General features: G+C 70.1%; 20 protein-coding genes and 1 tRNA gene. 14 read left to right on the forward strand and 7 right to left on the reverse strand.

Annotated features, from left to right (window positions below; genetic code table 11):
• Window positions 1-69: 69 nt before the first annotated feature.
• Entirely contained in the window at window positions 70-288 is a 219-nt protein-coding gene (locus ACIPYT_RS12480; RefSeq protein ID WP_401074391.1) for a DUF6458 family protein, read from the forward strand.
• A gap of 32 nt (window positions 289-320) precedes the next feature.
• Here ACIPYT_RS12480 and ACIPYT_RS12485 read toward each other — a convergent pair whose 3' ends face one another.
• Entirely contained in the window at window positions 321-1,049 is a 729-nt protein-coding gene (locus tag ACIPYT_RS12485; protein ID WP_401074393.1) for an exonuclease domain-containing protein, read from the reverse strand.
• Between the two features lie 80 nt (window positions 1,050-1,129).
• Between ACIPYT_RS12485 and ACIPYT_RS12490 the strand changes: the two genes are divergently transcribed.
• Entirely contained in the window at window positions 1,130-2,029 is a 900-nt protein-coding gene (locus ACIPYT_RS12490) for an alpha/beta fold hydrolase (RefSeq protein WP_401074396.1), read from the forward strand.
• Here ACIPYT_RS12490 and ACIPYT_RS12495 read toward each other — a convergent pair.
• A complete protein-coding gene (locus tag ACIPYT_RS12495) occupies window positions 2,001-2,474 on the reverse strand; it encodes an Lrp/AsnC family transcriptional regulator (RefSeq protein WP_401074398.1) in 474 nt (157 codons plus the stop codon). The genes ACIPYT_RS12490 and ACIPYT_RS12495 overlap by 29 nt on opposite strands.
• A 169-nt stretch (window positions 2,475-2,643) precedes the next feature.
• On the opposite strand from ACIPYT_RS12495, the gene pdhA reads away from it, so the two are divergent.
• The 3 genes from pdhA to ACIPYT_RS12510 are packed head-to-tail and all read left to right on the forward strand — an operon-like array spanning window position 2,644 to window position 6,111.
• Window positions 2,644-3,756 carry a pyruvate dehydrogenase (acetyl-transferring) E1 component subunit alpha gene (gene pdhA / locus ACIPYT_RS12500; protein ID WP_401074844.1) on the forward strand — a complete coding sequence of 371 codons (1,113 nt, stop codon included), beginning with the start codon at window positions 2,644-2,646 and terminating at the stop codon, window positions 3,754-3,756.
• 1 nt (window position 3,757) lies between these two features.
• On the forward strand, window positions 3,758-4,768 hold the full coding sequence (locus ACIPYT_RS12505) for an alpha-ketoacid dehydrogenase subunit beta (protein WP_401074401.1): 1,011 nt from the start codon (window positions 3,758-3,760) through the stop codon (window positions 4,766-4,768).
• Window positions 4,765-6,111 carry a dihydrolipoamide acetyltransferase family protein gene (locus tag ACIPYT_RS12510; protein ID WP_401074404.1) on the forward strand — a complete coding sequence of 449 codons (1,347 nt, stop codon included), beginning with the start codon at window positions 4,765-4,767 and terminating at the stop codon, window positions 6,109-6,111. The genes ACIPYT_RS12505 and ACIPYT_RS12510 overlap by 4 nt, the downstream gene beginning before the upstream one ends.
• On the opposite strand, the gene ACIPYT_RS12515 is transcribed toward ACIPYT_RS12510, so the two are convergent.
• The gene (locus tag ACIPYT_RS12515; protein WP_401074406.1) at window positions 6,104-6,697 is read right to left on the reverse strand and encodes a TetR/AcrR family transcriptional regulator; all 594 of its coding nucleotides are present in this window, start codon (window positions 6,695-6,697) and stop codon (window positions 6,104-6,106) included. The two genes, ACIPYT_RS12510 and ACIPYT_RS12515, sit on opposite strands and share 8 nt — an antisense overlap.
• A gap of 112 nt (window positions 6,698-6,809) precedes the next feature.
• Between ACIPYT_RS12515 and ACIPYT_RS12520 the strand changes: the two genes are divergently transcribed.
• From ACIPYT_RS12520 to ACIPYT_RS12540, 5 genes are read left to right on the forward strand one after another with little or no spacing between them, the layout of a single operon-like run.
• Window positions 6,810-8,363, forward strand: coding sequence for a carboxyl transferase domain-containing protein (locus ACIPYT_RS12520; protein WP_401074409.1), 1,554 nt, complete (start codon window positions 6,810-6,812; stop codon window positions 8,361-8,363).
• A gap of 4 nt (window positions 8,364-8,367) precedes the next feature.
• Window positions 8,368-10,275: an acetyl/propionyl/methylcrotonyl-CoA carboxylase subunit alpha gene (locus tag ACIPYT_RS12525; RefSeq protein WP_401074412.1), complete on the forward strand. Its 1,908-nt coding sequence runs from the start codon at window positions 8,368-8,370 to the stop codon at window positions 10,273-10,275.
• The gene (locus tag ACIPYT_RS12530) at window positions 10,272-11,423 is read left to right on the forward strand and encodes an acyl-CoA dehydrogenase family protein (protein WP_401074414.1); all 1,152 of its coding nucleotides are present in this window, start codon (window positions 10,272-10,274) and stop codon (window positions 11,421-11,423) included. The genes ACIPYT_RS12525 and ACIPYT_RS12530 overlap by 4 nt, the downstream gene beginning before the upstream one ends.
• 49 nt (window positions 11,424-11,472) lie before the next feature.
• Window positions 11,473-11,955, forward strand: a complete 483-nt coding sequence (locus ACIPYT_RS12535) for a MaoC family dehydratase (protein WP_401074417.1) — start codon at window positions 11,473-11,475, stop codon at window positions 11,953-11,955.
• Window positions 11,952-12,758 carry an HpcH/HpaI aldolase/citrate lyase family protein gene (locus ACIPYT_RS12540; RefSeq protein WP_401074420.1) on the forward strand — a complete coding sequence of 269 codons (807 nt, stop codon included), beginning with the start codon at window positions 11,952-11,954 and terminating at the stop codon, window positions 12,756-12,758. Before ACIPYT_RS12535 ends, ACIPYT_RS12540 begins: the two co-directional genes overlap by 4 nt.
• A 12-nt stretch (window positions 12,759-12,770) precedes the next feature.
• On the opposite strand, the gene ACIPYT_RS12545 is transcribed toward ACIPYT_RS12540, so the two are convergent.
• A complete protein-coding gene (locus ACIPYT_RS12545) occupies window positions 12,771-13,358 on the reverse strand; it encodes a histidine phosphatase family protein (RefSeq protein WP_401074423.1) in 588 nt (195 codons plus the stop codon).
• On the reverse strand, window positions 13,355-14,194 hold the full coding sequence (locus tag ACIPYT_RS12550) for a Sir2 family NAD-dependent protein deacetylase (RefSeq protein WP_401074425.1): 840 nt from the start codon (window positions 14,192-14,194) through the stop codon (window positions 13,355-13,357). The genes ACIPYT_RS12545 and ACIPYT_RS12550 overlap by 4 nt, the downstream gene beginning before the upstream one ends.
• Before the next feature lie 80 nt (window positions 14,195-14,274).
• On the opposite strand from ACIPYT_RS12550, the gene ACIPYT_RS12555 reads away from it, so the two are divergent.
• A complete protein-coding gene (locus ACIPYT_RS12555) occupies window positions 14,275-15,078 on the forward strand; it encodes a TrmH family RNA methyltransferase (RefSeq protein ID WP_401074428.1) in 804 nt (267 codons plus the stop codon).
• 26 nt (window positions 15,079-15,104) lie between these two features.
• On the opposite strand, the gene ACIPYT_RS12560 is transcribed toward ACIPYT_RS12555, so the two are convergent.
• Entirely contained in the window at window positions 15,105-15,935 is an 831-nt protein-coding gene (locus ACIPYT_RS12560; protein WP_401074431.1) for an SGNH/GDSL hydrolase family protein, read from the reverse strand.
• 125 nt (window positions 15,936-16,060) lie between these two features.
• On the opposite strand from ACIPYT_RS12560, the gene ACIPYT_RS12565 reads away from it, so the two are divergent.
• Entirely contained in the window at window positions 16,061-17,803 is a 1,743-nt protein-coding gene (locus tag ACIPYT_RS12565; RefSeq protein ID WP_401074434.1) for a DEAD/DEAH box helicase, read from the forward strand.
• Window positions 17,804-17,912: 109 nt separating this feature from the next.
• Entirely contained in the window at window positions 17,913-19,010 is a 1,098-nt protein-coding gene (locus tag ACIPYT_RS12570; protein WP_401074437.1) for a VIT1/CCC1 family protein, read from the forward strand.
• Between the two features lie 77 nt (window positions 19,011-19,087).
• Here the strand turns inward: ACIPYT_RS12570 and ACIPYT_RS12575 are convergent.
• Window positions 19,088-19,170 (reverse strand) — tRNA-Leu (locus ACIPYT_RS12575).
• A 112-nt stretch (window positions 19,171-19,282) separates the two neighbouring features.
• Here ACIPYT_RS12575 and ACIPYT_RS12580 point away from each other — a divergent pair.
• Window positions 19,283-20,578 (forward strand): M20/M25/M40 family metallo-hydrolase, encoded by a 1,296-nt coding sequence (locus ACIPYT_RS12580; protein ID WP_401074440.1) that lies wholly within the window; start codon window positions 19,283-19,285, stop codon window positions 20,576-20,578.
• The last annotated feature ends 24 nt before the right edge of the window (window positions 20,579-20,602 follow it).

Below are 20,602 nucleotides of genomic sequence, written 5' to 3' on the forward strand. Positions count from 1 at the left end.
GCCCCTTCCACGCTGTTCGCCCGCGCTGTCACCCTCGATGGCGCACCATTCATTCAGGGAGGAACCATCATGACCATCGGCTCCGGTGTCGTGCTGTTCGTGATCGGCGCGATCCTCGTGTTCGCGCTCAACGTGCAGCTCGATTGGATTGACCTCGACATGGTCGGCTACATCCTGATGGCGGCGGGTGTCGTCGCCTTCATCATCGGCGTGATCCTTCTCGTTGCCCGTCGTGGGCGTGGCGATCGCATCGTCCGAGACCGCATCGTCGAGGACGACAGGCTCTGAGACGCCGGGTCGGGCTGACGGCTCCCTCGCCGTCAGTCCGATCCGGTCTCGGCCCTCGAACGCACCGGCCAGGTGCCGTCGATCGCATCGTCGGGGTCGAGGCGGCCCACGCGGATGAAGTACTCGGTCAGGCTCGCGGCCTGCGATCGCGCCCAGCCGATCTGACGGTCGTGAAGCTCCGTGAGGGTCGGCGGCAGCACGAACCGTCGGGCCAGAGCCTGGGCGACCCGACCAGCGGCGACCGCGTCGGCGGCGGCCTCGTGAGCGTCGTCGAGGGGCACGGCATAGTGCTCGGCGACGACCTGCAGGGTGCGCTTGCCCGGCCGATAGCGGTCGTACGCCTTGTCGATCACGAGCGGATCGATCACGGGCGACGGGTTCTCGAGTGGTGCGATGCCGTGCCGCCGCGCCTCGTGCGCGAGGAGCGAGAAGTCGTAGGCCGCGTTGTAGGCGACCACGGGCACCCCCTGTGCCAGCAGCGATGCCAGCGCCGCAGTGACCTGAGCGACCACCTCCGCGGCGGGGCGCCCGAAGGCGCGGGCGTGAGCGGTGGTCACACCGTGCACGGCCGTCGCCCCTTCCGGAATCGCGACACCGGGGTCGGCCAGCCAGTTGCGTGCGGCGATCTCGTCGCCCCGCGCATCGAGGAGCCCGACGTGCGCCGTGACGACCCGGTCGATCTCGACGTCGATCCCTGTGGTCTCGAGATCGAACACCGCCACACGCGTGACCCACGACGGAAGCGGTGCATCTCGGAGCATGGGATCACCGTAATCCGCGGCGCCGACATCGCCGGTCAGGCGCACGGAAGACGCCCGAGCGCCGCACGTAGACTGGGGCGATGCCCGTGCCCTCTCCGTACGCCGACCGTCTGCGCAGACTGCCCGTGCAGCGCCACGAGATCGACGTGCGTGGAGCGCGGACCGCGTACTGGAGCTACGGCGACGCGGACGCGGCGACCACGATCATCGCGGTGCACGGGTTCCGCGGCGACCATCACGGTCTCGAGTCCGTGCTCGCGTTCCTCCCGGAGGCGCATGTCATCGCCCCCGACCTCCCGGGCTTCGGGGAGTCGTCACCCGCCCCCGATCGCCGATACGACCTCGACGAGTACGTCGCCTGGCTGCGGGAGTTCGCGGCGGCCGTCGCGCCGGGCGCTGTCATCCTCGGGCACTCGTTCGGATCCATCGTCACCTCTGCAGCCGTCGCCACCGGTCTCGAGACGCCGCGGCTCATTCTCATCAACCCGATCGGGGCGCCCGCGCTCGAAGGACCCAAGGGTGTCATGACCCGGCTCGCCGTGCTCTATTACGCGCTGGGCGCGCGTCTCCCGGAACACGTCGGCACCGCACTGCTGCGCAACCGCGTGATCGTCCGGATCATGAGCATCACGATGGCGAAGACCTCCGACCCGGTGCTGCGGCGGTTCATCCACGACCAGCACGACACGTACTTCTCGCTGTTCGCCGACCGCGACGTGCTGCGCGACGCCTTCGTGGCGAGTGTCTCCCACGACGTCAGCCAGTACGCGTCGTCGATCGACGTGCCGACCCTCCTGATCGCGGCGCAGCGCGACGACATCACGCCGATCGAGGTCGAACGCGAACTCGCGACACGGTTCTCCGACGCCGAGCTGGTGGAGATCGCGCACGTCGGGCACCTCATCCACTACGAGACCCCGGCCGAAGCCGCCGGGGCGATCCGCCGATTCCTCAGGATTCCCGTCGCGCGAGGCCGATGAGGCCGGCCACCCGGAAGGGGATGACCTCGCCCATCGCGAGTGACGTCTCGGTGCGTTCGACACCGTCGATCGACAGGATCCGCGCGTCCGTGTCGAACAGGTGACGCGCATCGCGGCACGCGACGCGGGCGAGCAGGTCGATCGATCCGCTGAGACCGTGCGCCTGCACGACCTCGGGGATGCGGGCGAGCTCGTTGATGATCCGCGGGAGCTCGGTCTGCCTGACGCCGATGCTCACGAACGCCTGCAGCGGGAAACCGAGCACATCGGTGGAGAACGCCCTCTCGTACGAGAGGAACACGCCGGTCTGCTCCAGCCGCGCCATCCGCGCCTGGATGGTGTTGCGCGACAGGCCGAGATTCTCGGCGAGAGCGACGACCGTGATGCGCGGATCATCGGCGAGCGCGGCGAGGAGTTCCAGATCGATGCGGTCGAGGCCAGCCATAGTGCCAAAGGGTAGCAGGGTCGGATGAGGCCGAATTGAGCAACATGCTCAAGCCGATCTTCATTGCTTGAGCGAGGTGATGAGCGGACGTACGCTCGAACCAGCCGGTGACGTCGCCGGCGGCCGCGTGCCGCGTCCCACGAGGACGCCACGAACGAGGAGGACGATGATGTCACCGCAGATCACCCCGATCGTCGACACCGCTCAGGATCTCGAGCTCGCCGAGCGCATCCTGACCCCTGATGGACAGCGCATCGCGAACCCCCGGCTCGACTCGTTCGTCGTCGACGTGGATGCCGATCAGCTGCGCGCGCTGCACCGCGACATGGTCGTGTTGCGACGCATCGACGCGGAGGGCGTCGCGCTTCAGCGTCAGGGCCAGCTCGGTCTCTGGGCCCCGTGCCAGGGGCAGGAGGCGACGCAGATCGGCACGGCCCGTGCGCTCGCTCCTCAGGACTACGTCTTCCCCAGCTATCGGGAGACCGGCGTGATCTACGCGCGCGGTGCTCAGCCCGGCGACTTCGTGCGCATGTGGCGCGGTGAGGAAGGTGCCGGCCACGATCCGGCCGCCCTGCGCGTCGCTCCGCTGCAGATCATCATCGGCGCGCAGTCGCTGCACGCGGTGGGGTACGCGCTCGGCATCCGCCACGACGAGGCCGACGAGGTGGCCGTCACGTACTTCGGAGACGGGGCGACGAGTCAGGGCGACGTCAACGAGGCCATGATCTTCGCGGCCTCGTACCAGGCGCCCGTCGTGTTCGTCTGCCAGAACAACCACTGGGCGATCTCCGAGCCGGTCGCGGTGCAGTCCCAGTATCCGATCGCGGGACGCGCGCCCGGGTTCGGCATCCCGAGCGTCCGGGTCGACGGCAACGACGTGCTCGCCTGCATGGCCGCGATGCGCTGGGCGCTCGCGCACGCCCGCGACGGCAAGGGGCCTGCGTACATCGAGGCCGTCACGTACCGCATGGGGCCGCACACCACGGCGGACGATCCGACCCGGTACCGGGATGCCGAGGAGCTCGAGTCATGGCGGCGCCGTGATCCGATCGCGCGGCTCGAGACGTATCTCCGCGGCCTCGGCGAGCTGTCCGAAGAGCACGTCGCCGCGGTGCAGACGGAGGCCGACGACGTGGCGCGGCGCATGCGCGCGGAGTGCCTCGGGATGGTGACGCGACCGCCCCTCGCGGTGTTCGACGGCGTGTACGCGGAGCCGCACTCGGGCCTCGCCCGCCAGCGCGACGAGTACGCCGCGTACCTCGCATCGTTCGAAGGGGCCTGACATGACGGAGATGACGCTCGGCAAGGCGCTCGGCGCCGGTCTGCGACAGGCGATGCGCGACGACGACAGGGTCGTGCTGCTCGGCGAGGACATCGGCAAGCTCGGCGGCGTGTTCCGCATCACGGACGGCCTGCTCGACGAGTTCGGCGCGAAGCGCGTGATCGACACCCCGCTCGCCGAGTCGGGGATCGTCGGCACGGCCGTGGGGCTGGCCTTCCGCGGCTATCGGCCGGTGGTGGAGATCCAGTTCGACGGGTTCGTGTACCCCGCGTTCGATCAGATCGTCGCGCAGGTGGCCAAGCTCCACTACCGCACGCAGGGGCGGGTGAAGATGCCGATCACGATCCGCATCCCGTGGGCGGGGGGCATCGGTGCGGCTGAGCACCACTCCGAGTCGCCGGAGGCGTACTTCGTGCACACGGCCGGTCTTCGTGTGATCGCGGTGTCGAACCCCGAAGACGCCTACCGCAGTCTTCGTCAGGCCATCGCGAGCGACGACCCGGTGATCTTCTTCGAGCCCAAACGGCTCTACCACCACAAGGGCGGGGTCGATCTGGACGCACCGCTCGCCGACGCGCCGCCCATGGGGCTCGCCCGCGTGGTGCGCGCCGGGACGGATGTGACGCTCATCACGTACGGCGCGATGGTGTCGACCGCGATGGAGGCCGCGCAGGCGGCCGATGACGAGGGCGTCTCGATCGAGGTCATCGACCTGCGGTCCCTCTCGCCTGTCGACTACGACTCGGTCGCGGCCTCGGTGCGCAAGACCGGACGGGTGGTCGTGACGCACGAGGCGTCCCGCGAGGCCGGTGTGGCCGCGGAGGTCATCGCGAGCATCACGGAGCGCTGCTTCGAGTACCTGGAGTCCGCGCCGCTGCGCGTCACCGGGCACGACGTCCCCTATCCGCCCGCCAAGCTCGAGAAGTACCACCTGCCCGATCTCGACAGGATCCTCGAGGCGGTCGATCGCGTGCTCGATCGGCCGAACAGCCTGACGGGAGCCGACGCATGATCACGGAGTTCCGACTTCCCGACCTCGGCGAGGGACTCACGGAGGCCGAGGTCGTCCAGTGGCTCGTCGCCCCGGGAGACGCGGTCGCCCTGAACCAGACCCTCGCCGAGGTCGAGACCGCCAAGGCGGTCGTCGAGCTGCCCTCGCCCTACGAGGGGACGGTCGCATCGCTGCACGCGGATGCCGGACAGACCGTCGCGGTCGGCGCTCCGCTCATCGCGTTCGACGTGGTGGGTGACGACGACACGACGGCTCCCGATGCCGGTGCCGCGGGGGAGAAGGCGCAGCCGAACCTCGTCGGCTACGGAGCCGCGCCTGCGGCCGCCGGTCGGCCCGCGCGTCGCGCTCGGCGCGCCGTCGCCGACCCCGTCGCGGATGTCGCCGTGCTCGAGGCGGCACCGCACGACGCACGGCCGACTGCGCACGTCGAGACGGTGGTCGAGCGCCCGCGTTCGACGCCGCCCGTGCGTGCGCACGCCAAACGACTCGGGGTCGACCTCGTGCTGGTCGCCGCTGAGATCGGCGACCGCGTGATCACCCGCGACGACGTCGACGCGTACGCGGCGCGCACGGGTGCCGCGTCTGTGGCGACGGCGGCCACCGCGACGCCGCACACCGTGCCGGTCGACGGCGGCCCGGCCGATCGCGAGGTGCGGATCCCGATCCGCGGCGTGCGCAAGCACACCGCCGCCGCCATGGTCGAGAGCGCCTTCACCGCGCCGCACGTGACGGTCTTCCACACGGTAGACGTCACCGCCACCATGGATCTGCTCGCATCGCTGCGCGACGACCGGAGCCTCGCCGAGCACCGGATCGGTCCGCTGGCGGTCATCGCGAAGGCCGTGTGCCTGGCGCTCGGGCGCACGCCCGGCCTCAACTCGCGGTGGGACGAGGCGGCGGGAGAGATCGTGCAGTTCGGCTACGTCGATCTCGGTATCGCTGCGGCCACCGACCGAGGTCTCATCGTGCCGAACATCCGTGAGGCCCAGACGCTGACCCTGCCCGCGCTCGCGGACGCGATCACCGAGCTCGCGGCGACGGCCAGGGCGGGTCGCACCTCGCCCGCAGAACTCGCCGGCGGCACCTTCTCGATCTCGAACATCGGTGTGTTCGGGGTGGATGCGGGGACGCCGATCCTGCCGCCGGGGCAGTCGGGCATCCTGGCGGTCGGCGCGGTGCGGAGGCAGCCGTGGGAGTACCGCGGCGAGATCGCCCTGCGTCAGATGCTGACGCTGAGCCTGTCGTTCGACCACCGGCTGGTGGACGGCGCCGAAGGCGCGCGGTTCCTCAAGGACGTCGCGGACGTGCTCGAGGAGCCCGGCCGGGCGATGCTCCTCAGATAGCGGCGCGCAACGCGGACTCCGCCATCGCGGCCAACACGGTCGCGGTGGCGGTCTGCTGTCGGATCGCCGCGCGCGTGCTGTGCGGTGTCGAGTTGATGAGTCCGAAGCACGCCTGCACGCGCAGCCTCAGTTCGTCGGAGCCGGCGTCGACGAGGGGTTCGAGGGTGCGGATCCACAGCTCGACGTACGCGCGCTGCAGCCGTCGGACGGCAGCGCGATCATCGTCCGCGAGCTGTGCGACGTCGCGGTCGTGCACTCGGATGACGTCGGCATGACCGAGCGCGAAGTCGACGTGGAAGGCGATCAATGCCCGCATCCGCATGACGTCGTCGTCCTCGTCGGCCGCGACGTCGGTGCCCCCGGCGACGAGATCCTCGCTCACGGCGACGAGAACGGCCCCGAGCAGCGCCTGTTTGCCGGCGAAGTGACGGTAGACGGCCGGGCCGGAGACGCCGACAGCCGTGCCGATGTCCTCGAGGCTGACGCCGTTGTAGCCGCGTTCGGCGAACAGGTGCGCGGCGGCGCGGAGGATCGCGTCGGAGCGTTCGGCCTTGGCGCGATCGCGCGCCGTGACGGGGCTTGTCATCTCAGTTAATCCTCGCTAACCTGATGTAACGGGTTAGTGAACACTAACCGAAAGCGGAGCGCGCGCACCAGATCGTTACCGAGGCGCGACGTGGGTCGAGGAGGACACACGAATGGCCGATACCCAGGAGTCGCTCGCCGCGGAGCTGCGGGAGCGCCTGGCCAGAGCGGCTCGCGGAGGACCGGAGGCCTCACGCGAACGCCACCTCTCGCGAGGCAAGCTTCTCCCGAGGGATCGCGTCACGCGTCTCCTGGACGAGGGGAGCCCGTTCATCGAGGTCGCCCCGCTCGCCGCCGACGGGCTCTATGACGGCGAGGCCCCGGCGGCCGGTGTGATCGCCGGCATCGGACTCGTGCACGGGCGCCACGTGATGGTCGTGTGCAACGACGCGACCGTGAAAGGCGGCACGTACTACCCGCTCACGGTCAAGAAGCACCTCCGGGCGCAGGAGATCGCACTCGAGAACCGCCTGCCGTGCCTGTACCTGGTCGACTCCGGGGGAGCGTTCCTCCCGAAGCAGGACGAGGTGTTCCCCGATCGCGAGCACTTCGGTCGCATCTTCTTCAACCAGGCGCGCATGTCGGCGGAGGGGATCCCGCAGATCGCGGCCGTGCTCGGGTCATGCACGGCCGGGGGTGCGTACGTGCCGGCCATGAGCGACGAGACCGTGATCGTGCGCGGTCAGGGCACCATCTTCCTGGGCGGACCCCCGCTCGTGAAGGCCGCGATCGGGGAGATCGTCTCGGCAGAGGACCTCGGAGGCGGCGAGCTGCATGCACGACGCAGCGGTGTGGTCGATCATCTCGCCGACGACGACGAGCACGCACTCGAGATCGTGCGCGACATCGTCGCCACCCTTCCGGCCCCCGCAGCACCGCCCTGGGACGTGATCGCGAGCGTTCCGCCCTCGGAGACGGGCTCGCTGTACGACGTGGTCCCCGTCGACGTCAACGCGTCGTACGACGTGCGCGTCGTGATCGACCGGCTCGTCGACGCCGACACGTTCCACGAGTTCAAGTCGCTGTACGGCACGACCCTCGTCACCGGGTTCGCGCGGCTGCACGGGCACCCCGTGGGCATCGTCGCCAACAACGGCGTCCTGTTCGGCGAATCCGCGCTCAAGGGCGCGCACTTCATCGAACTGTGCGATCAGCGCGGCATCCCCCTGCTGTTCCTGCAGAACATCACGGGATTCATGGTGGGGTCGGATGCCGAGGCCGGCGGCATCGCGAAGGACGGAGCCAAGATGGTGACCGCCGTGGCGACCACGAGAGTGCCGAAGCTCACGGTTATCATCGGCGGGTCCTTCGGCGCGGGCAACTACTCGATGTGCGGCCGCGCGTACTCGCCGCGCTTCCTGTGGACCTGGCCGGCGAGTCGGATCTCCGTGATGGGCGGTGCGCAGGCGGCATCCGTGCTCTCGACCGTGAAGGACGACCAGCTCGCATCGCGCGGCGAGACGTGGGACGCCGACGAACGATCGAGCTTCGAGGCACCGATCCGCGCGCAGTACGAGACGCAGGGCGAGCCGTACTACGCCACGGCGCGTCTGTGGGACGACGGGATCATCGACCCCGCCGAGACGCGCGATCGGCTCGGGCTCGCGCTCGATGTCGTCGCGCGCACCCCGCTTCCCGAGCCCCGCTTCGGCCTCTTCCGGATGTGATCCCATGAACACCCCACCCGCCTTCTCCACCGTCCTGGTCGCCAACCGCGGCGAGATCGCGCGACGCGTGATCCGCACGCTGCGCGCTCTCGGCATCCGCAGCGTGGCGGTCTACAGCGACGCCGACGCCGACGCCCCGCACGTTCGCGAGGCGGATGACGCCGTCCGCATCGGACCGCCGCCCGCCGCCGAGTCCTATCTCGACATCGACGCGGTCGTCGGCGCGGCGCGGCGCTCCGGCGCGCAGGCGATCCATCCCGGGTACGGCTTCCTCTCCGAGAGCGTGGGCCTCGCCGAGGCGTGCGCCGAGAGCGGCATCGTGTTCATCGGCCCCGGTGTCGAGGCCCTCCAGATCATGGGAGACAAGGCGAGGGCCCGCGACCACGTGATGCGCTCCGGTGTTCCGGTCGTGCCCGGGTTCGACGCCCGAGGCCTCTCGGATGCCGAGATCGCCGAGGAGGCTGCCGCGGTCGGCTACCCCCTCCTCGTGAAGCCCAGCGCGGGCGGCGGAGGCAAGGGCATGGAGGTCGTCTCCGACGCCGCGGCGCTCGGGTCGGCGCTGGCCTCGGCCCGCCGTGTCGCCAAGGCGGGATTCGGGGATGACGCGCTCATCCTCGAGCGTCTGATCCGTCGCCCGCGGCACATCGAGGTGCAGGTCTTCGGTGACGCGCACGGCACGGTCATCACACTCGGCGAGCGCGAGTGCACGCTGCAGCGCCGTCACCAGAAGGTGATCGAGGAGGCGCCGTCCGCCGGCATCCCCGACGCCACGCGGGAGCGCCTCCTGCGCGCCGCGGTGCAGGCCGCCGAGAGCGTCTCCTACGTCGGCGCCGGCACGGTCGAGTTCCTGATCGATGCGGACACCCCCGACGAGGTCTTCTTCATCGAGATGAACACACGGCTGCAGGTCGAGCATCCGGTCACGGAGGAGGTCACCGGCCTCGATCTCGTATCGCTGCAACTGCTCGTCGCGGCCGGCGGCCGCCTCGACAGCGGTCCGGAGCTCCGCGGCCACGCGATCGAGGCGCGCATCTACGCGGAGTCGCCCGAGCGGGGGTTCGTGCCCTCGACCGGTCGCGTGCTCCTCTTCGACCCTCCGCAGGGGGTGCGGGTCGATGCCGCGATCGAGACCGGGTCGGAGGTGACGGGCTTCTACGATCCGATGATCGCCAAGATCGTCGCGGTCGCCGACGACCGTCTCACGGCCCTGCGACGACTCGACGAGGCGCTCGGACGCACCGTCGTCCTCGGCGTCGACACGAACATCGCGTTCCTGCGCGCACTCTGCCGCGATGAGCGTGTGGTGAGGGGCGACCTCGACACCGGGATCATCGAGACGCTGCTGCCGGTCGCACCAATGCCGGTCTCCGCCGCCATGTTCCTCGCAGCGTCGGCACTCGTGCGCCGCGAGAGCGACGATCGCGCGATCGGACGCTCAGGTGCGGTGTGGCACGCGCTCAGCGACCGCTCGGCCGTCACGGTGTCGTTCCTCACCGACGGCGGAGAGGTCGTCGACGCTCCGTCCGGCGCGGATCCGCGCATCCACGACCACGTGAGCGCCGCGGTCGATGACGAGGGGGCCGTGTGGGTCGCGGAGTCCGGTCGCACGCTCCGTCTCCGCCCGCTCGACCGCCGCGCGCGGCTGCGGCACAGGATCGCCGGCCGGCGACATGAGACGGTCGCGGCCGAGCCCGAGGGACGAGCGCCGATGCCGGGGAGCGTGGTGGCCGTGCACGTCGGCGAGGGCGCGCTCGTCGAGGCAGGACAGCCTCTCGTGTCGATCGAGGCCATGAAGATGGAGCACCAGGTGGTCGCTCCGAGAGACGGGACGGTGCACCTGCTCGTCACCGTCGGAGACCAGGTACGGCGCGATCAGGCGGTCGCGCGCATCACGACGGAGGAGAGCGCATGAACGATCAGCTGACCGAGGAGGAGCGAGAGCTCGCATCGATGGTGCGGGAGTTCGCCGAGACCGTCGTCGCCCCGCAGTCGTACGAGGCCGACCGCACGCACACACTTCCCATGGATGTGGTGGCGGCGATGGGCGACCTCGGACTGTTCGGGTTGCCGTTCCCCGAGGAGTACGGCGGGCAGGGCGGCGACTACATGGCTCTCGGCATCGCGATCGAGGCGCTCGGCCGCGTCGACCAGTCGATCGCGATCACGCTGGAAGCCGGGGTGAGTCTCGGCGCCATGCCCGTCTTCCGGTTCGGCACCGAGGAGCAGAAGCGGGAGCTGCTGCCCGATCTGCTCGCGGGGCGCGCGCTGGCCGGCTTCGGCCTCACCGAACCCGAGGCCGGAAGCGACGCCGGCGCGACCCGCACGACCGCGCGACTCGAGGACGGCGAGTGGGTGATCGACGGTTCGAAGCAGTTCATCACGAATTCCGGCACGACCATCACGCGCTTCGTGACCGTCACGGCGGTCACGGGATCCGTGGACGGACGCAAGGAGATCTCCACCATCATCGTGCCCAACGGCACTCCGGGCTTCACGGTCGAGGCGCCGTACGACAAGGTCGGGTGGAACGCCTCCGACACGCATCCGCTGACGTTCGACGGCGTTCGCGTTCCCGAGGCGAACCTGCTGGGTGCGCGGGGGAGCGGGTTCCGCAACTTCCTCAGCATCCTCGACGAAGGGCGCATCGCGATCGCGGCCCTGTCCACCGGCGCGGCGGAGGGATGCCTGGAGGCGGCGGTCGACTACGCCAAGAGCCGCACGATCTTCGGTAATGCCCTGAGCACGAGGCAGAACGCCCAGTTCACGCTCGCGCGAATGCGCGCACGCGTGCACACCGCCCGACTCGCCTGGCACCACGCCGCACGCCTGCGCGACGCCGGACGACCCTTCGCCGAGCAGGCGGCGATCGCCAAGCTCGTCGCCGGCGAGGCCGCGATGGACAACGCGCGCGACGCGACCCAGATCTTCGGCGGCAACGGGTTCATGAACGAGTTCCCGGTCGCACGGCACTATCGCGACTCGAAGATCCTCGAGATCGGCGAAGGCACCACGGAGGTCCAACTGCTCGTGATCGCACGAGCCCTGGGTCTCGCCGGGTAGCGTGGCATCGAACGACACCGCCGATCGAGCCGAGGGAACGGAAGCGACAGTGAGAGAGATCGTGCAGCGCGGACTGTGGTTCGAAGAGTTCGAGGTCGGCACCCGATACCTCCATCGCCCGGGACGCACGGCGACCGAGGCCGACAACGTGCTCTTCACGACCCTGACGATGAACACGCAGGCGCTCCACCTGGATGCCGAGTTCGCCGACGCGCAGGAGCCGTTCGGCGCGCGACTCATCAACTCGATGTGGACGCTGTCGACGATGGTCGGCGCATCCGTCGCGCAGCTCACCCAGGGCACGCTCGTGGCGCAGCTCGGCCTCGGCGACGTGGAGTTCCCGCATCCGCTCTTCGCCGGTGACACGTTGTACACCGAGAGCACGGTGATCGAGAAGAGGCTGTCGAACTCCCGGCCGGGTCAGGGGATCGTGGGCATCGCTCACACCGGGCGCAATCAGCACGGTGCCGTGGTCGGCACGGCGACGCGCTCCGTGCTCGTCCGCTGCGCTCCCGCGGAGGCCGCGAGATGACGTTCGCACTCGGGCCGGCGCTGCTCTTCTGCCCGGCCGACCGCCCCGAACGGTTCCGCGGCGCGCTGGAGAAGGCGGATGCCGTGATCCTCGACCTCGAGGACGCGGTGCTGCCCGAGGCCAAGGCGACCGCGCGCGGGCACCTCATCGACGCCGACCTCGACCCCGACCGGGTCATCGTGCGGGTCAATCCGCCGGGAACCGCGGCGTTCATCTCCGACCTGTCGACGCTGTCGCAGACCGACTTCCGCAGGGTGATGGTGGCGAAGACCGAGGACCCGGAGTCGCTCTCGGCCTTCGACGAGCGCTTCGACCTGATCGCCCTGTGCGAGACCGCACGAGGCATCCACGCCGCCGACCGGATCGCGGCTCATCCCCGCGTCGTGGCTCTGATGTGGGGTGCGGAAGACCTCGTCGCCTCGCTCGGCGGCACGTCCAGCCGCTTGCCCTCCGGCCGCTATCGCGACGTCGCTCGCTACGCCCGTTCGCGCGTGCTGCTCGAGGCCGGTGCGCACGGCAAGCGCGCGATCGACGCCGTGCACATCGCGATCGACGACGTCGCCGGACTGCAGGACGAAGCCGAGGACGCCGCGGCGTCGGGATTCGCGGCGACCGCGTGCATCCATCCCCGCCAGGTGCCTGTGATCCGCGCCGCCTACGCCCCCGACGACGCGACGATCACCTGGGCACGTGACGTGCTGGAGGCCGCCGAGACCGAGCGCGGCGTGTTCCGCTTCCAGGGCCGCATGGTCGACGAGCCGGTGCTGCGCCACGCGCGTTCGGTGCTCGAACGCTCGAACTGACGCCGCGGGGACTCAGGTGAGGATCGCGTGCTCGAGCAGACGCAGCGATCCCGGAGAGGCCTCGAAGCGGTGCACGGACCCGTTCGGCAGCACATCGCCGACACGGGGGAGCGTGCCACCCGAGACGTGATCGATCAGCGAGCGGATCACCCCGCCGTGTGCGACGACGATCACCGATTCGGCCAGCGGCGCCGATCGGCGTCGTGAGTCGCGTGCGATCCCGTCGATCGCTGCGAGCGCGCGGTCGGCGACAGCGCCGAGCGTCTCAGCGCCGGGCACCGGGGCCACCCAGTCGCCGTACTGCTCGAGGTAGTCGGCGACGAGCATCCCCTCGCCCTCGCCGAACTCGCGCTCGCGCACATCGGCGACCAGCTGCGGTGCGGGCAAACCCAGTTCTGCGGCGATGATCTCCGCGGTCTCCCGGGCGCGCAGGAGCGGGCTGGCGTAGATCGCGTGATGCGTCGTGTCGGCCAGGAGGCCGGCGGCGGTCAGCGCATCGGCCCGGCCGGTCTCGTTCAGCGGGATGTCGGTGGAGCCCTGGATGCGGCGTGCGAGGTTCCAGTCGGTCTGGCCGTGTCGTACGAGGGTGATGAGGGTCATGTCAGCAGCTCCTGGAGGGCGGGGAGCACGTCGCTGGTGCCCGCGGCGATGGTGATATCGGCCCAGGCGTCCGCGCGGGTCGGCTCGCGGTTGATGATGACGAGGGGGATGCTCCGGCGCCGCGCGCGTTCGATCAGGCGGACCCCGGAGTTCACGACGAGAGAGGAGCCGGCGACGATGAGCGCGTCGCTCGAACGCAGCAGCGACTCGGCGGCCCGGAAGCGGTCCTGCGGCACGTACTCGCCGAAGAACACCACGTCGGGCTTGAGCATCCCTGCGCACACGGTGCACGTCGGCACCACGAAGCCCTCGGTGCTCTCGGGGAGCACGTCGCCGTCCGGGGCGAGCTTCACGTTCTCGGGGACGGTGATCCACGGATTGAGGTCTTCGATCTGCGTCGCGACGTCTCGGCGGTCGAACACCTGGCCGCAGTGCAGGCACAGCACGCGCCGCATCGTGCCGTGCACCTCGATCACGTGCGAGCTTCCGGCGCGCAGGTGCAGGCCGTCGACGTTCTGCGTGATGACGCCGGTGACGTGACCGGTCGACTCCATCGACGCGAGCGCGACGTGACCCGGGTTGGGTTCGGCGCGGGCGAACGCACGCCAGCCGAGATGGCCGCCGACCCAGTACCGGCGACGTGCGGCCTCGTCGCCGAGGTAGCGGTCGATCGTCATCGGGTCGCTGCGGGCGCGGGCGCCCTCGCCGCGGTAGGCCGGGATGCCGGAGTCCGTGGAGATGCCGGCGCCGGTGAGGAGCGCGATGCGTCGTCCGGCGAGGAGTTCGGCGGTGCGAGCGACCGTGGTCGACAGCTCGACCGGACTCGTTGCGCTCACAGGACCTCCTCCTGCGAGTCTACGGCGTGCGCCGACGAGCCGGATCCGCAGAGTGTCTCCCGGATGACAGAGTGGACGTCGTGGACCTGCAGCTCGTGACCGACCCCGATGACCCGAGACTCGACGACTACCGCGGACTCACCGACATGGCGCTGCGCCTGCGCTCGGAATCGGCCGACGGCCTGTACATCGCCGAGTCCGCGAAGGTCATCGAGCGCGCGGTGCACGCGGGGCACCGCCCTCGCTCGGTCATGGTGCAGCGACGGTGGGTCGACGGCATCCGAGACGTGCTGCGAGAGCACGACGTACCGGTCTACCAGGTGCCAGACGAGGTCGCGGAGGCGGTGGCCGGATTCGCGGTGCACCGTGGCGCTCTCGCGGCGATGCACCGGCCCGCACTCCCGGCGGTCTCCTCCGTCATCCGCGACGCCCGTCTCGTCGTGGTCCTCGCCGACATCGGCGACCACACCAACGTGGGCGCCGCCTTCCGCGCGGCTGCCGGTCTGGGAGCCGATGCCGTGCTGTTGTCGCCCCGCTGCGCGGACCCGCTGTACCGGCGCAGCGTGCGCGTGAGCATGGGCACGGTGTTCCAGGTGCCCTGGACGCGGATGCCGGACTGGAATGAGGCCGTCGAGGAGGTGCGCACGGCGGGGATCGAGCTCGCGGCACTCGCGCTGTCCGACGACGCCGTTTCGTTGCGCGCCTATGCGGCGAACCGCCCTGAGCGCGTGGCGCTCATCATGGGGGCGGAGGGCGACGGGCTCACGCCGGAGCAGATCGCGTCGGCAGACCGCGTGGTGACGATCCCGATGCGCGGCGGCGTTGACTCCCTCAACGTCGCATCGGCCGCCGCCGTCGCGCTCTACGCGCTCTCCGACGGCTGAGGTTCGCGGCCTGACGCCGAGCCGGCTCAATCCTCGCCGGGAAGCACGAGGTAGGGGCCCGCCTCCGGACGCTTCGCGGCCACGTGGTCGCCGGACGACTGGTGGCGAAGGCGGCGCAGCACCCAGGGCACCAGGTGCTCACGAGCCCAGCCGAGGTCTTCGCTCCGCGCCTCGCGCCACGTGCGCAGCGGGATCGTCTCCGGCTGCATCGACTCGAGGTCGTTCGGCACGTTCAGGGCTCTGAGCACCATCCGGGCGATCTCGTGGTGGCCGAGGGCGTTGTAGTGCAACCGGTCGTCGTCGAAGAAGCGCATGTCCTGCACGACCTTGAGCGCCCACTGGTCGGCGACGATGCAGTCGTGGCGGTCGGCGATCGCGCGCACGTTCTCGTTGTAGATCGCGACCTTGCCCCGGAACGGACGGAACACCGGCGTGAAGAGGGTATCGATGCCCGTGAACAGGATCACGGCCGCGCCGGTCGACGACAGGCGCGCGACGGCGTCTTCCAGCAGCTCCGAGATCGCATCGGGGTCGGTGCCGGGTCGGATGACGTCGTTGCCGCCCGCGCAGATCGAGATCAAGTCGGGGCGCAGCGCGACGGCCGGCTCGATCTGGTCCTCGGCGATCTGCGCGATGAGCTTTCCCCGCACCGCGAGGTTGGCGTACGCGAAGTCGTCGACGTCGCGAGAGAGCACCTCGGCGGTGCGGTCGGCCCACCCGCGGTTTCCTCCGGGGGCTGCGGGATCGGGATCGCCGATGCCCTCCGTGAACGAGTCGCCCACGGCGACGAACCGTCGCCACGGGTGCGGCGTCTCGTTGGCCACATACGGGGTCCGAGTCGAATCCTGGTCGGTCATCCAGCTCTCCTTCGCGAACACGCGCGGCGACATGGTGACCGTCGCGCAGTGACCGAGCCTACTCCGACCTCCGACATCGGCGGCGGCGCGCGCCGATGTCGGAGGGAGCGATTATCGTTGATCCGATGCTCTCTCCCTCCTTTCCCCAGCGCGCCCCGTGGGGAACCGCGAACAAGCTGCGCGCCTGGCAGCAGGAGGCGCTCGAGCAGTACTTCGCGGCGGATCAGCGCGACTTCCTCGTGGCGGCGACGCCCGGCGCCGGCAAGACGACCTTCGCACTCACTCTCGCGGTCGAACTGCTGCGACAGGGCGAAGTCAATCGCATCATCGTCGTCGCCCCGACCGAGCACCTGAAGACGCAGTGGGCCGATGCGGCCGCGCGCGTGCACATCCGCCTCGACCCGCAGTTCAAGAACAGCCACTGGGCTCCGGCCCGGCACTATCACGGCGCCGTGGTGACGTACGCGCAGGTCGCCGCGAAGTCCTCGGTGCATCGCCATCTCACCGAAGACGCCAAGACGCTCGTGATCCTCGACGAGGTGCATCACGGCGGCGACGCGCTGAGCTGGGGCGACGCGATCCGCGACGCGTACGGGCCGGCGAAACGCCGTCTGCTCCTGTCGGGCACGCCGTTCCGCAGCGATACCGCGCCGATCCCGTTCGTCGAGTACCACCCCGACGAGTCCGGGGCCCGCATATCCCGAACCGACTACAACTACGGCTACGGTCGCGCGCTGGCCGACGGCGTCGTGCGTCCGGTGCTGTTCCACATGTACGCGGGCAAGATGCGGTGGCGTACGAGCTCGGGCGACGAGCTCGAGACGCATCTGGGGCAGGACAACACGAAGGACGTCACCTCCCAGGCGTGGCGCACGGCGCTCGACCCCGAGGGGGAGTGGATGCCGGCCGTGCTGTCGGCGGCCGACCGGCGCCTCACCGAGGTTCGCCACCACGTGCCGGATGCCGGAGGTCTCGTGCTCGCGACCGATCAGACGGTCGCTCGCGCGTACGCCAAGATCCTGCACAGCATCACGCGTCAGCAGCCGACGATCGTGCTGTCCGATGACGCGACGGCCTCGGAGCGCATCGAGAAGTTCAGTGCGAGCGATGACCGCTGGATGGTCGCGGTGCGCATGGTGTCGGAGGGCGTCGATGTTCCGCGCCTCGCCGTCGGCGTGTACGCGACGTCGTCGTCGACACCGCTGTTCTTCGCCCAGGCGATCGGCCGCTTCGTGCGCGCTCGTCGTCGTGGTGAGGCCGCAAGCGTCTTCCTGCCGCAGGTGCCCGTGCTGATGGGCCTCGCGAACGAGATGGACAAGCAGCGCGATCATGCTCTCGATCGACAGTCGAAGGACGACGACGGTCTCGAGGACTCGCTGCTCGACAGCGCGAACCGCGAGGACGACGCATCGGATGCCCTGACGCAGGAGTTCAGCTACCAGGCGCTGTCGTCGGTCGCGCACTTCGACCGTCTGGTGTTCGAGGGTCAGGAGTTCGGCCAACTCGCCGAGCCCGGCACTCCGGAGGAGGAGGAGTTCATCGGATTCCCGGGCCTCCTCGAACCCGAGCACGTGCACGATCTGCTGATGCAGCGGCAGGCCCGTCAGTCCCGTCTGCGCGAGGCGCGCGAGGCGGCGGCCGGTCCGACCGAGACCACGACGCTCCCGGCGCCGTTGCATCGCACGCTGAAGGAGCAGCGGCAGTTGCTGAACAGCCTCGTCGGTCTCTACGCGCGGCAGAAGGGCGAGCCGCACGGGGCCGTGCACGCCGAGCTGCGCCGCATCTGCGGCGGTCCCGCGGTCGCGCAGGCCACTGTGACGCAGCTGCAGTCCCGGATCGATGTGCTCCGCAAGCGCGTCCGCTCCTGATCCCGCGCATCCTTCAGGCGACCGAAATCCTGGCAAAGACACTCTGACGGCTCGCCGGCATGCCCGACGGCGTTAGCGTGGGTTCGTCCGCACCCTCCGAGGAGACCGCATGACCACTCCCGCTCCCGCCCAGGCCACGGCAGCCGATCGCCGACGCTGGGCACGCTACCTGGTCGAGGAGCGCGCCGAGGGGCTGGTGTACCAGAAGCTCGCGCAGCGCCGTACGGGCGAGGAGCGCGAGATCCTGACGAGCCTGGCCGACGCCGAGCGGCGGCACGAGCAGCATTGGCTCGATCTGCTCGGCGGCGAACCCGCGCGACTGCCGCGACCCGGCATCCGCTCGCGACTGCTCGGCTGGATGGCCGGCCGCTTCGGCTCGATCTTCGTGCTGGCGCTCGCGCAGAGCGCCGAGGCCCGGTCGCCCTATGACGAGGAGCAGTACGCGACCCCGGCGATGCGGGCCGACGAGAAGGTGCACTACGAGGTCGTGCGCGGACTCGCCGCCCGGGGACGCCGCCGCCTGTCGGGATCGTTCCGCGCGGCCGTGTTCGGGGCGAACGACGGCCTGGTGAGCAACCTCGCGCTCGTACTCGGCATCGGGGCGACGGGCGTCAGCTCCGGTTTCGTTCTGTTCAGCGGCATCGCCGGTCTGCTCGCGGGCGCCCTGTCGATGGGCGCGGGGGAGTTCGTCTCCGTGCGCTCTCAGCGAGAGCTGCTGGCGGCGACGGAGGCCAACGAGGATGCCGCGGCGACCGCCGCCGACCTCGACATCGACGAGAACGAGCTCGCCCTGGTGTATCGCGCCCGAGGGATGGACCAGGAGGAGGCGCTCGCACGTGCACAGCGGATCGTCGCGGCTGCACGCGCGGGCGTCGAGCGCACGAGCACGAGCTCCGTGGCCGTTCAGAGCGGCGACGATCACGAGATCGTCGGGAGCGACTGGACGGCGGCGATCTCGTCGTTCCTGCTCTTCGCCTCCGGCGCGATCATCCCCGTGCTGCCGTGGATCTTCGGTCTGCAGGGTGCGACTGCCGTGATCGTCGCGCTCGTCCTGGTCGGCATCGCTCTGCTCTCGACCGGTGCGATGGTCGGCATCCTGTCGGGCGGACCGCCCCTGCGCCGCGCCCTGCGGCAACTGGCGATCGGATTCGGCGCAGCGGCGATCACGTACGTGCTCGGCCTCGTGTTCGGCGTGGGCGCGGCCTGATCCGCCCGCCCGTCATCGCCTGATGCCCGAGATGCAGGAAGGCCCCGGAGATCAGAAGATCTTCCGGGGCCTGTCTGTGCGCGGAGGGGGACTTGAACCCCCACGCCCTATCGGGCACTACGACCTCAACGTAGCGCGTCTACCATTCCGCCACCCGCGCAGGTGTTGGATGTTCGTTGCCGAACGAGGATTTACATTAGCACGGCGCGGAGCGCACCCCGAAACCGACGCCGTCGCCCGGGCGCGCCTCCCGGTGTCGATAGCCTGGACCCATGAACGACGAGTCCCTGCCCGAGGTCGTCCGCATCGCACGCGACCTGATCCGCTTCGACACGTCGAACTTCGGTGGGGGCGATGCCAAGGGCGAGCGCGAGGCCGCCGAATACGTCGGGCGGTACCTCGAGGATCTCGGGCTCGAGGTCGAGTACTACGAGCCCATCCCGCGGCGCACCAACGTCATGGCGCGCGTGCCCGGCAGGGATCGCAGCAAGCCCGCGCTCGTGGTGCACGGCCACCTCGATGTCGTCCCCGCCATGCCTGAGGACTGGACCGTCGACCCGTTCGCCGGCATCGTGCAGGACGACATGCTGTGGGGCCGCGGAGCGGTGGACATGAAGAACATGGACGCGATGATCCTCACGGCCGTCGCCGACATCCTGCGCGCGGGGGAGCAGCCCGAGCGCGACCTCGTGCTGGCGTTCTTCGCCGACGAGGAGAACGGCGGCGTGGAGGGATCCGCGCTCGTGGTGCAGAACTGCCCGGAGTGGTTCGAGGGGGCGACGGAGGCGATCAGCGAGGTCGGCGGCTACTCGATCTCGGTCGACGATCGTCGCGCATACCTCCTGCAGGTGGGGGAGAAGGCGCTGATCTGGATCCGTCTCGTCGCGAAGGGCCGAGCCGGTCACGGCAGCCGTCTGCACGATGAGAACGCGGTGACGCGGCTGGCCGAGGCGGTCGCGGCGATCGGGCGCACCCGCTGGCCCGTGCGCCTGACGGCGACCACGAAGGCTCTCCTCGACGGTCTCAGCGCGCTGAGCGGGCGCCCGGTGGACGATCCCGATGCGCTCGCGGCGACGGCAGGACCGGCTGAGGCGTTTCTCCGCTCGACCTTCCGCACCACGACGAACCCGACGGTGCTGAAGGCCGGGTACAAGCACAACGTCATCCCCGAGCGGGCGGAGGCGCTGATCGACGTCCGCGTGATCCCGGGGACGGAGGACGACGTGCTCGCTGAGCTGCAGCAGATCGTGGGCGACGACATCGTTATCCAGACCGTGGTGCGCGACATCGGCATGGAGACGCCGTTCGAGGGCGACCTGGTCGACGCGATGGTGGCGTCGCTGGGGCGCCACGACCCCGGCATCCCCGTGATCCCGTACCTTCTCGGCGCGGGCACCGACAACAAGGCGCTCGCGTATCTCGGCATCACGGGGTACGGCTTCGCGCCGCTGCGCCTTCCGGCCGACCTCGACTTCACAGGCATGTTCCACGGAGTCGACGAGCGTGTGCCCGTAGAATCGCTTGTCTTCGGTCAGCAGGTGCTGGCCGATCTTCTGCGCACGTACTGAGCGCTTCCGCGTCCGAGACGCGGT

This window comes from Microbacterium sp. NPDC089695 (genome assembly GCF_044749085.1).
Lineage (GTDB): Bacteria > Actinomycetota > Actinomycetes > Actinomycetales > Microbacteriaceae > Microbacterium.

What these genes read in the sequence shown, in the direction of transcription:
- ACIPYT_RS12495 (WP_401074398.1), bottom strand. Translation starts at nt 2,474, where the DNA reads ATGGCTGGCCTCGACCGCATCGATCTGGAACTCCTCGCCGCGCTCGCC.
- ACIPYT_RS12540 (WP_401074420.1), top strand. Translation starts at nt 11,952, where the DNA reads ATGACGTTCGCACTCGGGCCGGCGCTGCTCTTCTGCCCGGCCGACCGC.
- ACIPYT_RS12530 (WP_401074414.1), top strand. Translation starts at nt 10,272, where the DNA reads ATGAACGATCAGCTGACCGAGGAGGAGCGAGAGCTCGCATCGATGGTG.
- ACIPYT_RS12485 (WP_401074393.1), bottom strand. Translation starts at nt 1,049, where the DNA reads ATGCTCCGAGATGCACCGCTTCCGTCGTGGGTCACGCGTGTGGCGGTG.
- ACIPYT_RS12560 (WP_401074431.1), bottom strand. Translation starts at nt 15,935, where the DNA reads ATGACCGACCAGGATTCGACTCGGACCCCGTATGTGGCCAACGAGACG.
- ACIPYT_RS12565 (WP_401074434.1), top strand. Translation starts at nt 16,061, where the DNA reads ATGCTCTCTCCCTCCTTTCCCCAGCGCGCCCCGTGGGGAACCGCGAAC.
- pdhA (WP_401074844.1), top strand. Translation starts at nt 2,644, where the DNA reads ATGTCACCGCAGATCACCCCGATCGTCGACACCGCTCAGGATCTCGAG.
- ACIPYT_RS12520 (WP_401074409.1), top strand. Translation starts at nt 6,810, where the DNA reads ATGGCCGATACCCAGGAGTCGCTCGCCGCGGAGCTGCGGGAGCGCCTG.
- ACIPYT_RS12505 (WP_401074401.1), top strand. Translation starts at nt 3,758, where the DNA reads ATGACGGAGATGACGCTCGGCAAGGCGCTCGGCGCCGGTCTGCGACAG.
- ACIPYT_RS12570 (WP_401074437.1), top strand. Translation starts at nt 17,913, where the DNA reads ATGACCACTCCCGCTCCCGCCCAGGCCACGGCAGCCGATCGCCGACGC.
- ACIPYT_RS12510 (WP_401074404.1), top strand. Translation starts at nt 4,765, where the DNA reads ATGATCACGGAGTTCCGACTTCCCGACCTCGGCGAGGGACTCACGGAG.
- ACIPYT_RS12525 (WP_401074412.1), top strand. Translation starts at nt 8,368, where the DNA reads ATGAACACCCCACCCGCCTTCTCCACCGTCCTGGTCGCCAACCGCGGC.
- ACIPYT_RS12580 (WP_401074440.1), top strand. Translation starts at nt 19,283, where the DNA reads ATGAACGACGAGTCCCTGCCCGAGGTCGTCCGCATCGCACGCGACCTG.
- ACIPYT_RS12515 (WP_401074406.1), bottom strand. Translation starts at nt 6,697, where the DNA reads ATGACAAGCCCCGTCACGGCGCGCGATCGCGCCAAGGCCGAACGCTCC.
- ACIPYT_RS12480 (WP_401074391.1), top strand. Translation starts at nt 70, where the DNA reads ATGACCATCGGCTCCGGTGTCGTGCTGTTCGTGATCGGCGCGATCCTC.
- ACIPYT_RS12490 (WP_401074396.1), top strand. Translation starts at nt 1,130, where the DNA reads ATGCCCGTGCCCTCTCCGTACGCCGACCGTCTGCGCAGACTGCCCGTG.
- ACIPYT_RS12545 (WP_401074423.1), bottom strand. Translation starts at nt 13,358, where the DNA reads ATGACCCTCATCACCCTCGTACGACACGGCCAGACCGACTGGAACCTC.